The sequence below is a fragment of the Specibacter sp. AOP5-B1-6 genome, from assembly GCF_052376555.1.
GTDB lineage: Bacteria > Actinomycetota > Actinomycetes > Actinomycetales > Micrococcaceae > Specibacter.
On the sequence record NZ_JBQSVT010000049.1, the window covers coordinates 1 to 14,153 of the forward strand.

The 14,153-nt window shown below is 63.0% G+C and carries 10 protein-coding genes; 5 read left to right on the forward strand and 5 right to left on the reverse strand.

Annotated elements, in window-relative coordinates:
• Positions 1-44: 44 nt before the first annotated feature.
• From ACT3TS_RS17315 to ACT3TS_RS17330, 4 genes are all read right to left on the reverse strand, one after another.
• Entirely contained in the window at positions 45-1,319 is a 1,275-nt protein-coding gene (locus tag ACT3TS_RS17315) for an RNA polymerase sigma factor (protein ID WP_444532773.1), read from the reverse strand.
• Between the two features lie 399 nt (positions 1,320-1,718).
• Positions 1,719-3,041 (reverse strand): DUF4192 domain-containing protein, encoded by a 1,323-nt coding sequence (locus ACT3TS_RS17320; protein WP_444532774.1) that lies wholly within the window; start codon positions 3,039-3,041, stop codon positions 1,719-1,721.
• A 146-nt stretch (positions 3,042-3,187) separates the two neighbouring features.
• Positions 3,188-4,546 (reverse strand): MFS transporter, encoded by a 1,359-nt coding sequence (locus tag ACT3TS_RS17325; protein WP_444532775.1) that lies wholly within the window; start codon positions 4,544-4,546, stop codon positions 3,188-3,190.
• A 19-nt stretch (positions 4,547-4,565) separates the two neighbouring features.
• A complete protein-coding gene (locus ACT3TS_RS17330; protein WP_444532776.1) occupies positions 4,566-5,528 on the reverse strand; it encodes a proteasome assembly chaperone family protein in 963 nt (320 codons plus the stop codon).
• Positions 5,529-5,979: 451 nt separating this feature from the next.
• Between ACT3TS_RS17330 and ACT3TS_RS17335 the strand changes: the two genes are divergently transcribed.
• The 5 genes from ACT3TS_RS17335 to ACT3TS_RS17355 all read left to right on the forward strand — a co-directional run bounded on the left by ACT3TS_RS17335 (position 5,980) and on the right by ACT3TS_RS17355 (position 12,200).
• Positions 5,980-7,503 carry a leucyl aminopeptidase gene (locus ACT3TS_RS17335; RefSeq protein WP_444532777.1) on the forward strand — a complete coding sequence of 508 codons (1,524 nt, stop codon included), beginning with the start codon at positions 5,980-5,982 and terminating at the stop codon, positions 7,501-7,503.
• Between the two features lie 236 nt (positions 7,504-7,739).
• The gene (lpdA, locus tag ACT3TS_RS17340; protein ID WP_444532778.1) at positions 7,740-9,122 is read left to right on the forward strand and encodes a dihydrolipoyl dehydrogenase; all 1,383 of its coding nucleotides are present in this window, start codon (positions 7,740-7,742) and stop codon (positions 9,120-9,122) included.
• 142 nt (positions 9,123-9,264) lie between these two features.
• Entirely contained in the window at positions 9,265-11,037 is a 1,773-nt protein-coding gene (gene sucB, locus ACT3TS_RS17345) for a 2-oxoglutarate dehydrogenase, E2 component, dihydrolipoamide succinyltransferase (protein WP_444532779.1), read from the forward strand.
• Between the two features lie 204 nt (positions 11,038-11,241).
• Entirely contained in the window at positions 11,242-11,601 is a 360-nt protein-coding gene (locus tag ACT3TS_RS17350) for a hypothetical protein (protein WP_444532780.1), read from the forward strand.
• 170 nt (positions 11,602-11,771) lie between these two features.
• On the forward strand, positions 11,772-12,200 hold the full coding sequence (locus ACT3TS_RS17355; RefSeq protein ID WP_444532781.1) for an OsmC family peroxiredoxin: 429 nt from the start codon (positions 11,772-11,774) through the stop codon (positions 12,198-12,200).
• Between the two features lie 147 nt (positions 12,201-12,347).
• Here the strand turns inward: ACT3TS_RS17355 and ACT3TS_RS17360 are convergent, their stop codons facing one another.
• The gene (locus ACT3TS_RS17360; protein WP_444532782.1) at positions 12,348-14,108 is read right to left on the reverse strand and encodes a serine/threonine protein kinase; all 1,761 of its coding nucleotides are present in this window, start codon (positions 14,106-14,108) and stop codon (positions 12,348-12,350) included.
• Between the last annotated feature and the right edge of the window lie 45 nt (positions 14,109-14,153).

Below are 14,153 nucleotides of genomic sequence, written 5' to 3' on the forward strand. Positions count from 1 at the left end.
GCCGGTGCCCCCCCCCCCCCAACTGCGGGTCAGCTTCAAAGATGTCAGTCCAGGTAATCCCGCAGGACCTGTGAACGTGACGGGTGGCGCAGCTTGGACATCGTCTTGGACTCTATCTGACGGATGCGTTCGCGCGTCACCCCGTAGACCTTGCCGATTTCGTCTAAAGTCTTCGGCTGGCCGTCGGTCAGGCCAAAGCGCATGGCGACAACGCCGGCTTCTCGCTCAGACAAGGTGTCCAGTACAGAGTGGAGCTGTTCCTGAAGCAAGGTGAAGGACACTGCATCGGCCGGGACGACCGCTTCAGAGTCTTCAATCAAGTCGCCGAATTCGGAGTCACCGTCCTCACCCAGGGGCGTGTGCAGGGAGATGGGCTCTCGGCCGTACTTCTGGACTTCCACAACCTTTTCCGGGGTCATGTCCAATTCCTTGGCCAATTCTTCCGGCGTTGGTTCGCGACCCAGATCCTGCAGCATCTGGCGCTGGACGCGGGCCAGCTTGTTGATGACTTCCACCATGTGCACGGGGATGCGGATGGTGCGGGCCTGGTCGGCCATGGCACGGGTGATCGCCTGGCGGATCCACCAGGTGGCGTAGGTGGAGAACTTAAAGCCCTTCGTGTAGTCGAATTTCTCGACTGCACGGATGAGGCCAAGGTTTCCTTCTTGAATCAAGTCAAGGAACAGCATGCCTCGGCCGGTGTAGCGCTTAGCCAGGGAGACCACGAGACGCAGGTTTGCTTCCAGCAGGTGGTTCTTGGCGCGCTTGCCGTCGTGCACGATGCGCCCCATGTCGCGTTTGAGCTGGGCGTCCATGGCGTCGCCGCCGGAGGCAAGCTTCTGGGTGGCGAACAGGCCGGCCTCAATGCGCAGGGCCAAGTCAACTTCCTGCTCGGCGTTGAGCAAGGCAACCTTGCCAATTTGCTTCAGGTAATCCTTGACCGGGTCGGCGGTGGCGCCTGCCGACATGACCTGCTGGACCGGGGCATCGTCATCGTCGGAGTCGGAGTAGACAAAGCCTGTTCCGGTGGGCAGGGGACGCTTGGGGGCGGAATCGTCCTCGTCCTCCTCCACAACGGTCTCGGTTGCCGGCTCTTCTTCGTCCTTGATTTTTCCCTTGCCTCGGCGTGCGGGCGCGGCTTTTTTGGGGGCAGCTTTTGCTGCGACAGCGGGAGCACCTTCACCGGCGGCTGCTGCAGCCTTCTTGGCGGCGATGGTGGCAGCGCGCTTCTGGGCGGGTGTCAACGGCACGGTGGCTGAAGATGCGGAGTCCTCGATCTCCTCGGTTGTGGAGACTTTGCTCTTGGCAGTAGCAGACACAGAAAACCTTTCTTACGGCGGTCTGTGGAGTTACCTTCGGGCAACACCACTATGACCCTGTCAAGTCCATGTTGCTTGTTGCATCAGGTTTGCTTGGAGGGTCACAAGGTATAACTCCTTGTGCGGCTGCGTTGTTCCCGCCGCCCTGGAAGAAAATACCTTCCAGCCCTTTTGTCCAAACATTGCCAATGCATCAACACGGACCCAACCGGGTCTCGGCTTTCATTGTCTCACGATTTAAGCTGTGGTCGGTGCCCAATGGGCATCGTGGCGGGTGACTTCTTTCAATAAGGATCACAGCCCGCGGGCACGGCCTGGCGCAGCTTCTTCGGGCCGTCGCCGCACCATTTCATGGTCGTCGTTCGTGTGGATGATGGCTTCGGTGTGGGCCCGAGACCGTCAGGCAGCTTCGTCCGGCGCTTCTTTTTCCCCGTAGCCGCGCCAGGCGGTGCGGGGGTTCTTGGCGCACTCGGCGATGTGGCCGGCCGCGAGCAACTGCTCAAGCATGCTTGCCAGCCGGTATCCAGGCTGGTGGTCCTGACAGGCTTGAAAGTAGCTTCCCGCCCATGTCCCGTGTCCCTTGCACCACTGAATCCACCCCAACAGGCACAGCACCGGCGCCTTGTCCGCGGACTGCGTGGACCCGGCCAGAAACTGCAGCAGCGGTTCGGCCACATCCAGCCTGGCCCAGTCCGGTCCGCCAGTCCCGGCAGAACTGACAGCGGCGGAGCCGGCACCGGCACCCCTTCGACCGGCCGCGTTGGCGCCGGGAGCCACTTCTCCGACCAATATGCGGGCAAAGTCTTCGCCGGCGAGCAGGATTTCCTCGTCAGGGATGTTGTCCAAGTGGATTTCGCTGCCGGAGGCTTGATTTCCACCATGCCAATTGCGCGGCACTTTCACGTTGTCGCTGTCCAGCGGCACGAGGCCAAGTGCGGCAGCTCCTGCCATGGCGTGGCGGGGCGTCGCGGCCAGTGCAACGATGACTGCGTCGCGGACGGTCCCTTCGGCCAGGCTGGCCAAAAGATAGGCAGCCATGGCGGGGTCGGGTGTCACGGGCCAGCGGGAGAGGCTGTATTCCCACGCTCCGAGGGTGACTGCCAACTGGTGGGCGCCCGAGCCCGCCAATGCCAGGGGCCCCTTCAGATCCGTCCCGGCCGCTGTCACGGCCTCGGCGAATTTTGGGTCCCTGAGTGCCACGAGATCCTTGATCTGTTCCCTTGGACTGTTCCTCACCATGCTTCCGCGGAAGATGAACTCGGCATTGACAAAGCTTTCCTTGATCGAGGCGTTGTCTTTCCCCGGCCACGGACAGCATTGGGCGTCGTCGCATTCGAGGCTGCGCCAATGGTTCACCCCAACGAACCAGGAGTCACGCACCGGCAGCTCGAACTCTTCGAAAGCCATGCACAAGGCCTTGTGCACCTGTGCGTGTGGCGGTGTCTCCGGGGACAGCCAGTCCTCATCACCAAAGATTGCGATCAGGCAGCCGTCCGCTTCGACGTCGCTGGCAAGTTGTGACGCGGCAATGGCGGCAAAACGCGCAAGGTCAACAGCCGGGTCGTCGGGAGGCAGGTCCAGCCGCATGGTTGCCCGGAGCCGCTTGCCGCTCATGCCGATGCACACGATGCTGCGCTCCGGCCAATACCCCACCATGTGGGGAATGAACGCCAGGAGATCCTCACCGGCGCTGACTTTAATTTTATCTATTTGCTTTCTCATGCCTCAAGGCTGCTGCCCCGCGGGCCCAGAAAACAGGGCCCTTCGACGAAAACGGCGGATCTGTGGAAAACAGGGCTCCGCTGCCGCATGTTTGCGCTGACCGTCCGCTTCACGCCGGTGCCGGCCGCGCGGCCCATCCGGGATGTTCAGTCCCTGCGTGCCGTCCGCTCGTCCTTTTGCTCCTTGCGGAACTGCTGGCGCCTGCGGCGGTTGTCGGACAGGACATCACGCAGCGGCGGGACCAGCTCGCCGCGATCCGCCATGGTCCGGCGCACCTTTCGCCGGGTGGTGATGACAGCTGCGATGCCGATGCCGAGCACCAGGAATTGAAAGGAGAACGCCACCCGGAAGGCGTCGAGCGAATACAGCCCGTCAGGAGAAAAGCCAATCCCGTTGAGCACATCAATGATGAGCCCGATCATGTACATCGTTACAAGTGCGGCGAAGAAGCCGCCCACGTTCACAATGCCGGTGGCCGTGCCGATCCTGTGCGAGGGATTGAAGGTCCTGGCAAAGTCGAAGGCGATCATTGAGGCCGGCCCGCCCACGGCAAGGACAAGGACGAGCACAACCAGCAGCCACAGCGGCGAGGGACCGGAATGCAGCAGCACAGCCGCCCAGGCAGCCGCGATGGCAACGGTGACGGCAAGGACCATGGTTGAGCGTCGCAGCGGGTGCCTGCCCACCCAGCTGCCAAGGAACGGACCACAGATGATGCCCACAACCACGAACAAGCTCAGCAGGATGCTTGCGGTCGCCGTGTCCAGCCCCTGTCCCGAAACCAGAAAGGGATAACCCCATGTCAAGACGAAGACAGTGCCTGAAAATTGGGTGGAGAAATGCGTCCACATGCCAAGCCGGGTCCCGGGCTGCCGCCACGCAGTGGCAAGGTCCGCCGCGGTTTCCCGCATGCCGGGCCGGGCAATGGGCGCAGTTGAGCCTGCCGGCGCATTCCGCAATACGGCGGCAGACAGCACGCAGGCCAGGACACCCAGCGCTGCCAGCCCCAGGAATGCCTGGCTCCACCCTGCATGGTTCAGGACAAAGGCAAACGGGGCAATGCTGATGAGCTGGCCAAATTGGCCCAACTGCCCCGTCAGCTGTGTCAGCACGGGGACTCTGCGTGTGGGGAACCACAGCGGGATGAGGCGGATGACCGCTATGAAGGTCATGGCGTCGCCGGCGCCGACAAAGATCCTGCCCACCACGCCTGCCGGCACGGACGTTGCACCGGCCAGCTGCAGCTGGCCCAGCACCATGAGGGCCGCGCCGGTGGCGATCATGACCCGTGGGCCAAACCTGTCCACCAGCACGCCAACGGGAATTTGCAGCCCGGCGTAGACAATGAGCTGAATGACGGTAAATGCGGAGAGCGCCGACGCCGTTGCGCCAAACCGTTCGGTGGCAACGAGCCCGGCTACACCAAAGGAGGTTCGATGCGTGATCGCAATCAGGTAGGCAAAAACTCCAACACCCCACACCAACCACGCACGTTTGCTATCCACCCACCCAGCCTATGCCAGCTTAGGGACCGTCTTGACTTCCACCCTGCGGTCCGGCGTCACGGCTGGCCAGATATGCCTCCACTGCGGCACCGAGCTCATCGGCGTCCGGCAGTTCGTCGTTGTCACCGGCCAGCAGCGAGCGGCGGGCGTTGCCGTCTGTGTGTTCGTCGTATTGTTTCTCCAGATTTTTGACCACCGTGGCAACCTCGCTGGAACCCTCAACCTGTTCGGTGATTTGGCGCTCAACGGCCCGGCCGGCCTCGCGCAGGCGTTCGCTGGGCAGCATCAGGGAGGCAGCGGCCCCCAAGTATTCCAAACCGGCGACGGCGGCAGGCGGGTACTCGGCGTCGGACAGGTAATGCGGGACATGGACGGCATAGCCAACCACATTGCGCCCGGCAGCGTCGAGCTTGAATTCAAGCACATGTCCGACGGCGGCTGGAATCTCCATGGTGGTTTTCCACGCCGAGATGCCTTCGATCAGGTCCGGCCGGTTGCCGTGCACGGTCGCGCCAATCGGGCGGGTATGCGGGACCGGCATGGGCACCGAATGCACCCAGGCCACCAGGTTCACGTCAAAGCGTTCCACCAGGTCCAGGACCGCGCGGCTGAATCGTTCCCACTGCAAATCAGGCTCGCTGCCTGTGAGGTAGAGGAAGGGCGTGCCGAGCGCGTCAACCATGCGGTAGAGCACCAGTGACGGCGCTTTGTAGCCGCTGAGGTGATCCTCGGAGAACGTGATGCGGGGACGTCGTGACCGGTAGTCAAGGAGCTGGTCAATGTCGAAAACTGCCACAGGCTCCCCGGCCAGCTGGTCCTTGAGCTCGCCGGAAATTTGGGTGACTACATGGCCCGCATCCGAAAAACCGGTGAACGCCATGAGCAGGTTGGCACCGCGCAGGTCTTCGTCGGCGATCAGCTCGTCGTTGAGGACATAGAGGGACTCGGGGTCTTGAAAAGGGGTGTACTCGGTCATATTCATGGTCTTCCTCAGCAGCTTGTGTCTCTGAACAGCACAACACCACCGTCGCCCCGAACATTCCAATGATGCCACCGATCGCCCTGCATGATGCCGTGCAGCGTCGGCTCTGCCTGCTGTGGCGGCGCTGCATCGTGGCGGCCGTCGCGGCACGAGTCCGGCTGAATGACTTGGGCTGAACGTACTGGGGATTGTCAACCAAGGCGAGTTGGGGTTTGTCAGCCATGAGGGCAGGCCGGCGGATGTCCAAATGCCTGAGCCTGCCCCAGTTCCATGGACGGGTCAACCCGGGAGAGGCGGCCTTACAGCGCAGGCTCCCCCGGCCGGCCAATGCCGAAGAATGCCCGCCTGCGCCTGACCGCCGCTCACCGGCGCGCATTTGGCAGGCGATGGCGCTACGATCGAATGCAGCGATACCCGTTCATCAACACCCCAAAGTGAGGACAGTATTTCAGTGAGTTTCAAAGAAGACATCAGCTTCCGCGTGGTCAGCAGCGAGTTGGCAAAGGTTTCGGCCGACGCCCTCGTGGTTGCCGTAGGCAAGGGTGCCGACGGACCCGTCATTTTGGATGCCCCGCTCTCCACCGCGGCGCTTGCCTCCCTCAAGGCGTCAATGCCTGCTCTCGGCGTCACCGGCGCCGCCGACCAGGTTGTGCGGCTGCCCGGGCTGCCGGAAACCGGCGCGAAAATCCTGGTCCTTGCCGGCATTGGCGCCGTCAAGAACGGCGCGGCCAGCGATGAAGCCCTGCGCCGCACGGCGGGGGCGGCCATCCGCCAGCTTGCCGGGCTCAAGCATGTGCTTTTTGCCATCCCGACGACGGCGGTGGGCCAGGTTGCCGCGCTTGCCGAGGGTGCCGCACTGGGTGCCTACCAATACGCGAGCCTGCATTCAAACACGAAGGACAAGCGCGACCCTGTGTCCAAGGTCACCATTCACTCCACGCTTGCGAAGGACCCGGAGCTGGCAGCCGCATTGGAGCGCGCAGCCGTCGTTGCCAAGGCAGTCAACGCCACCCGCACGCTCGTCAACGAGCCGCCCAGCAAGTTGTACCCGGCCACCTTTGCCGAGGCCGCCCGGGATTTGGCCAAGGGCCTGCCCGTAAAGGTCACCATCCTGGACGAGAAGCGCCTCCTCAAGGACGGCTACGGCGGCATCATGGGCGTGGGACAGGGCTCCTCACGACCGCCGCGCATGGTGAAGCTTGAATACAAGTCCGACCGCGCAGTGGCAGATCTTGCCTTGGTGGGCAAGGGCATCACCTTTGACAGCGGCGGAATTTCCATCAAGCCCGGCGCCGGCATGGTGACCATGAAATGCGACATGGCAGGTGCTGCAGCAGTGCTCAACACGGTCCTGGCCGTGGCCGACCTGGGCCTGCCGGTGAACGTCACGGGCTGGCTGTGCATTGCCGAGAACATGCCCTCCGGCACCGCCATCCGCCCCTCCGACGTTCTGACAATGTTTGGCGGCAAGACCGTCGAGGTGTTGAACACCGACGCCGAAGGCCGCCTGGTCATGGCCGACGGTCTCGTTGCTGCGTCCCAGGAATTCCCCGACGTGATCATCGACGTCGCCACCCTGACCGGAGCCCAGGTCGTTGCCCTTGGCCATCGCACTGCAGGCGTCATGGGTGACGAGGGCGTCAGCGCAGCACTGAAGGCTGCCGCCGACAGGGCCGGTGAGCTTGTCTGGCCGATGCCACTTCCCGAGGAGCTGCGTCCGTCGCTGGAATCCCCCGTTGCCGACATGGCCAACATCGGAGAGCGCATGGGCGGCATGATGACAGCCGCCGTGTTCCTGCAGGAGTTCGTCGGGAAGGGCAAGGACGGGGAAACCATTCCTTGGGCCCACCTCGACATCGCCGGGCCCGCCTTCAACGAGGCCTCCCCGTATGGCTACACACCCAAGCAGGGCACGGGCATGGCTGTGCGCACCCTGGTCGCCTATGTTGAGGACGTTGTGGCCCGCAGCGCCTAAACCGGACACCGCATGGCTGGCCCATGAGCAGCACCACAGTGAGTATGACCACATTCCCCTTTACTGTGACAGCAGTGCGGGTGTTGCATGGAACAACTGACGTAAGGTAAATGCTGAAAGTATTTATCCATGACCGGCAGAAGTGGCCCATTCTGGAACGAATGGGCTCTTCTTTCAATAATTGATGAGATGACGCGCGAACAATGCGCGTCACCCGAACGCGAGGGAGCGTCTAAGTGGCCGAACAGGCAGCTGGGCAAGAATTCGATATTTTGGTTCTCGGCGGTGGCAGCGGCGGTTATGCAACTGCGCTGCGTGCAGTCCAATTGGGCATGACCGTTGGCCTCGTGGAGAAGGGCAAGTTGGGCGGCACCTGCCTGCACAACGGCTGCATCCCCACCAAGGCCCTGCTGCATGCAGCAGAGGTTGCAGACCACGCCCGTGACGGCGCCTCCATCGGCGTCAACAGCCAGCTCAACAGCATTGACCTGGTGGGTGTCAACAAGTACAAGGACGGCATCATTGCCGGCAAGTACAAGGGCCTGCAGGGACTCATCAAGGGCAAGGGCGTCACAGTCATTGAGGGTGAAGGCAAGCTCACCGCAGCCAACACCGTGACGGTAAACGGTGTGAACTACACCGGCAAGAACATTGTTCTCGCCACCGGTTCCTACTCACGCAGCCTTCCCGGACTGGAAATCGGCGGCAAGGTCATCACCTCCGACGAGGCCCTCTCCATGGAGACCCTCCCCAAGAGCGCCATCGTGCTCGGCGGCGGCGTCATCGGCGTCGAATTTGCTTCCGTTTGGAAGTCTTTCGGCGTGGATGTCACCATCATCGAAGGCATGGCTTCACTGGTGCCGAACGAAGATGCCTCCATCATCAAGGTCCTTGAGCGGACGTTCCGCAAGCGCGGCATCAAGTTCAACACCGGCACCTTTTTCCAGGGCGTCGAGCAGAACAACGACGGCGTCAAGGCCACCTTGGTTGATGGCAAGACGTACGAAGCCGACCTCATGCTCGTCGCCGTTGGCCGTGGCCCGTCCACGTCCGGCATGGGCTTCGAGGAAGCCGGCGTCACCATTGACCGCGGCTTCGTCATTACCAACGAGCGCCTGCACACAGGCGTCGGCAATGTCTACGCAGTGGGCGACATCGTCCCCGGCGTGCAGCTTGCGCACCGCGGGTTCCAGCAGGGCATCTTCGTTGCCGAGGAAATCGCCGGCATGAACCCGGTGATCGTCGAAGACATCAACATTCCCAAGGTCACCTTCTGCGACCCGGAGATTGCTTCAGTTGGCTTGAACGAGAAGCAGGCCAAGGAAAAGTTTGGCGATGCCAACGTCGAATCCACTGAGTACAACTTGGCCGGCAACGGCAAGAGCGCCATCTTGGGCACCGGCGGCATCATCAAGTTCGTTCGTGAAAAAGACGGCCCCGTGGTCGGCGTCCACATGATCGGCAGCCACATTGGTGAGCAGATCGGTGAAGCACAGCTCATTGTGAACTGGGAAGCATACCCCGAGGACATCGCGGGCTTGATCCACGCGCATCCCACACAGAACGAAGCTTTGGGAGAAGCGGCAATGGCCTTGGCCGGACGCCCGCTCCACGGCTAGCAACAAACACTCTTAGTGCACCCGGCCCCACGGCCGGGTGCACTAAGCTAAAAACCATACTTAATTTTAAGGAATTTCGTGGCGATGCATCACAATGCACCATCAGCGAAATGCAGCGCATTAGAAGGAGAACGGGGACGAAATGTCTGAATCCGTGAACTTGCCCGCCTTGGGTGAAAGCGTCACCGAAGGCACCGTTACGCGATGGCTCAAGCAGGTCGGGGACCGCGTTGAAGTCGACGAGCCCTTACTGGAAGTTTCCACCGACAAGGTTGACACCGAGATTCCGTCGCCCTTCGCCGGCATCCTGGAAGAAATCCTGGTACCTGAGGATGAGACGGCCGAAGTGGGTGCAACCCTGTGCCGCATAGGCTCTGGAGCGTCCACAGAAGCCGAAGCCCCCGCTGCTCCCGCGGAGGAGCCTGCAGCTCCGGTTGAAACGCCTGCCGCTGAAGCCCCGGCAGCTGAGACTCCGGCCGCAGCACCCGAAGCCCCGGCAGCCCCTGCCGCGGCACCTGCCGGCGACGCCCACGAGCTGGTTCTTCCTGCCCTTGGCGAGTCAGTCACCGAAGGCACCGTCACCCGCTGGTTGAAGGCCGTGGGCGACACCGTTGAGGTTGACGAGCCGCTGCTTGAGGTGTCCACCGACAAGGTTGACACGGAAATCCCCTCTCCTGTCGCGGGTGTTTTGCTGGAAATTCGCGTTCCTGAGGACGAGACCGCTGAAGTTGGTGGCGTGCTGGCACTGATCGGCTCCGCCGCTGCGGAAGCACCAGCAGCACCTGCTGCGACACCAGCCCCCGCCGAAACACCGGCGGAAGCTCCAGCCCCCGCGGAAGCACCGGCTGCTGCTCCAGCACCTGCTGCAACCCCCGCACCGGCTGCCGCTCCGGCAGCTCCGGCACCGGCACCTGCCGCAGCACCGGCAACAGCACCCGCCGCACCGGCACCGGCCGCAGCTGGCGCCGATTCCAACTATGTGACCCCGCTGGTGCGCAAGCTTGCCAACCAGCAAGGCGTTGACATCACCACCGTCACCGGCTCCGGTGTTGGCGGCCGCATCCGCAAGCAGGACGTCGTGGCTGCCGCTGACGCCGCCAAGGCTGCCTCAGCTCAGGCTCCGGCCGCTGGGGCGCCCGCCGCTGCGGCGAGCTCCGCTGCCAAGGCTGCTCCCGCCGTCGTACCGTCATCATTGCGCGGCACCACGGTCAAGGCACCCCGGATCCGCCAGGTCATTGCCCGGCGCATGCGCGAGTCGCTGGAAGCTTCCACGCAGCTCACGCAGGTCCACGAGATCGACATGACGCGGATCGTGAAGCTGCGCAACCAGGCGAAGGGGCCGTTCCAGGCAACCAACGGCACGAAGCTGACCTTCCTGCCGTTCATCGCCAAGGCTGTGACCGAGGCGCTCAAGCAGCACCCCAAGGTCAACGGTGAATACAACGAGGAAACTCAGGAAATCACCTACCACAACGCCGAGCACCTCGCGATTGCCGTGGACACCGACAAGGGCCTGCTGGTTCCTGTCATCTCCAACGCCGGCGATCTGAACCTCGCGGGCCTGGCCGGCAAGATTGCCGATGTTGCCTCACGCACCCGCAGCGGCAAGATCGGCCCGGACGAGCTGTCCGGCGGCACGTTCTCCATCACGAACATCGGAAGCGTCGGCGCACTGTTCGACACTCCGATCATCAACCAGCCCAACGTTGCCATCCTCGGCACCGGCGCGATCGTCAAGCGCGCAGTGGTTGTTGCTGATGCAGACGGTGACGACACCATCGCCATCCGCCACATGATGTACCTGTGCCTGACGTACGACCACCGCCTGGTGGACGGCGCGGACGCCGGCCGCTTCCTGCAGACCCTGAAGGTCCGCCTGGAAGCTGGTGCGTTTGAGGCCGATCTGGGCCTCTAAGGCTGCTCGTTCACCCAAGCGGTGAATGCCAAGCGGTGAATGTTCGACGGCGGCCGGTGACCTGGGAGACCAAGTCACCGGCCGCCGTTGTTGTGCCTGCGATTGTTCCCATGCGGCGCCCGGCAGCGGGCCTCCCCTGTAGCGTGCGTCACATAAGGTGGACCTTGATAGACACTGTGTCAGCAAGTTGCATAAGCTGAAGCCATGACTTTAGTAACTAGCATCCTGGTATTCCTGCACGTTCTCGGCGCAGCCGCCATTGTAGGCGGCTGGTTCGCCACCTTCAAGAAGCCCACGATCCTCCCCATTCAGCTGTGGGGTGCCATCGCCCAGCTCGTCACCGGCTTGGCGCTGGTGGGTCTGGCAGAAGCAAACGGCAGTCCTTCCGCAGCGTTCCACATCAAGATTGGTGTGAAAATCATCATCGCCATCGCCGTGCTGGTTCCTGCCATCATCGGCTACCGCAAGGCCGCCAAGGGTGAGGCAGTCTCCACCGGCCTGGCCCACGCGGTGGGTGGCATGGCACTGATCAACATCGCCGTAGCCACGCTGTGGACCGTCTAACGACTGACTGAACAAGGCAGCACTTCTCCGGTGTCCGGAGGTGGTTGATCCACCCCCGGACACCGGAGAAGTGCTGTTTTGCGTTTAAGGCATAGGCTGGAAGAGGAGTCGTTGCGGACCATTCACGCAGCACCTCCACTCACCTCTCACCACGAATCATAGGAGTGAACATGGCTACAACTCGTAATGCCCACGCAGGCTGGGTCGGCGACCTTCCAACAGGTGCCGGACAGGTCACCCTGGACAGCTCGGAACTTGGCACGTTCGACATCACCTGGAAGGCACGCACAGAGGCAGCCGAGGGCAAGACCAGCCCCGAAGAGCTGATCGCAGCGGCCCACTCCTCCTGCTTCGCCATGGCTTTCTCACACGAGCTCAGCGGTGCCGGCCATGCAGCCGACTACGTCAACACCAGCGCTGCCGTCACCTTCGTGCCCGGCACGGGCATCACAGGCAGCCACTTGACACTGGCCGCCAAGATTCCCGGCATCAGCCAGGAAGACTTTGATCGCATTGCCAACGCAGCAAAGGCCGGCTGCCCGGTCTCAGCCGCACTGGCCGGCGTCGAAATCACGCTCGAGGCAACGCTGGAGGCGTAACCGCTTCACTGCCTTAGACCATGTGGCAGCCGTTACGACGGCTGCCACATGGTCTTTTTTGCATCCTGTCGCCATGCCTGCAGTCTCCTTGCGCGTGAGGCCGTCATGAACCGGGTGCGGCCGTGCCACGGTCCCACGTCCGCACTGTCAATCTGGCGCCACCTCGAGGATTTGTTGAATGGTCCACCGGGAATCGACCTGCACCAGGACAATGTCCAGCTCCTGGCTTTGCTCCGTTTCTTGTTTGTGAACCAGCATTCCCGTCGCGTCGAGTTCCGCGAAAGCACTCGTGGTGACTGCTGCCCGCACGGTCGCAACGACCGGGCCAGGCGGCAGCGGCCCCGGCGGGTTCGATTGCTTTAGGTAGTTCGTGTGTCCCTGGGAAATGGATGTCTCCAATCCGGCAAGCGTGTGGCCCAGATCCTTGAGGCTCTGCACTATGGCGTTGTCCGCTTCCAGGGCTGCAGACCCCGGCGAGTTGACCTTCGCCACCAGGGCAGCATCTGCGTTGGACAGCGCATAGGAACGGACCCATGCCAGAGCGTGCAAGGCGGCCACCGGTTCCGGGGCGGCAAGCCCTTTTTGAATCTCCGCAGGCAACGCCGCCGCCCATTCCAACGGGACGTCGCTGTATGCAGCTGGGGCTGTGGCGTCAACCGCCACTCCTTCTGCCAGTCCTGTCCCCCACCCGCCATTGGCATCGGGGAAGCCAAGTGAAATCAGCACCACAGCCACGCTGGCGGCGACTGCCGCGGCAATGGCAGCCGCGATGGCCCTTCTACGTCGCCTGGATCCACTGCGTGTGGCGGGCCCGTTCCCCCACAAGCCCCCGAGCCGCCGTGCCTGGCGTCCGGCCCGCAGTTTCTGCCGCCGGTACCGCAGACCACCGGAGGTGTCTTGATGCCTGAGCGCCCGCCGCTCCCGTCTCCCCGGCCGGCCACCCCCTTCCGCCCGAGGAGTGCGCCGCCGGCCGAACAGGGTGCGTTGCGAGGCGTGCTTCCTTGTCCGCCGTACTTTCACATCTTTGCGGGTGAGCAGTTCAGGCAGCACGCTGGGATGGACGGCGTTGCCAAGGGCGACGGCTTCCGCCCGGGCACTGCGAAAAACGGCTTGGGCAAAAGCCGCGGCGGTGGGCCGCAGTGCGGCGTCGTCAGTCAGCCCCGCCTCCAGGGCTGCAACAAGCTCGCCGGGGACATTTTGAACAATGGTGCCCAGCGGCATTCGATCCCTTGTGGCCGGCGCCGGCCGGCCCGTCAGCGCAAACCAGCCAACGGCAGCGAGGGCGTACACATCCGCAGCTTCATCACGGACAGTGTCCGTTGTGCAGTAGTATCCAGGCGTCCCGTTCAGTGCCCCTTCCCCCTGCCCCAGGAGCCTGCCAAACCCGAAATCCGCCAGCAACGGTTTTCCGGCGGCGCTGAGCAGCACATTCCCCGGTGACACGTCGCCGTGCACGGCACCCCTGCCATGCAGGAAGGCGAGGACCTGGCCGATGGGGGTCAACACCGTGACCGTCTCCCCCACGTTCAGGGGACCCCTGGCGGCAACTATCTGCGCCAAGGAACCGCCTGCGGCATAGTCCATCAGCAAAACATGCGCACCCGTGGAATCCCGCACCAGGCGCCGCACCGGGATGAGGTGGTCGTGGTGAAATTGCGTCAGCACCCGCCATTCCTGTGTGATCTGGCTTTCATTGTGACGCAGGGGGTCGCCATGGATGTCGGTGCTGTCAGATTCCGCTCGCACCGCCAGGCATTTCGCCGCCACCGCAGCCGAGCCGTCGTGCGGGGACATAAGCCACACCTGACCTTGCGTGCCGCTGCCCAAGCAGCGCACAGGATCATGGCCGGGGATTGCCGGAGGCTGCCCCTGCAACGTCTGCAACGTCTGCAAGCCGAAATTGTCCATATACCAGTAGTAGTCCCGATTCGCTTTTCCTGCTTGAAGTTATCC

Bases quoted from the DNA above. Each gene is read 5' to 3' on its own strand.
- ACT3TS_RS17350 (WP_444532780.1), top strand. From the start codon at position 11,242: ATGACTTTAGTAACTAGCATCCTGGTATTCCTGCACGTTCTCGGCGCA.
- sucB (WP_444532779.1), top strand. From the start codon at position 9,265: ATGTCTGAATCCGTGAACTTGCCCGCCTTGGGTGAAAGCGTCACCGAA.
- ACT3TS_RS17330 (WP_444532776.1), bottom strand. From the start codon at position 5,528: ATGAATATGACCGAGTACACCCCTTTTCAAGACCCCGAGTCCCTCTAT.
- ACT3TS_RS17360 (WP_444532782.1), bottom strand. From the start codon at position 14,108: ATGGACAATTTCGGCTTGCAGACGTTGCAGACGTTGCAGGGGCAGCCT.
- ACT3TS_RS17355 (WP_444532781.1), top strand. From the start codon at position 11,772: ATGGCTACAACTCGTAATGCCCACGCAGGCTGGGTCGGCGACCTTCCA.
- ACT3TS_RS17320 (WP_444532774.1), bottom strand. From the start codon at position 3,041: ATGAGAAAGCAAATAGATAAAATTAAAGTCAGCGCCGGTGAGGATCTC.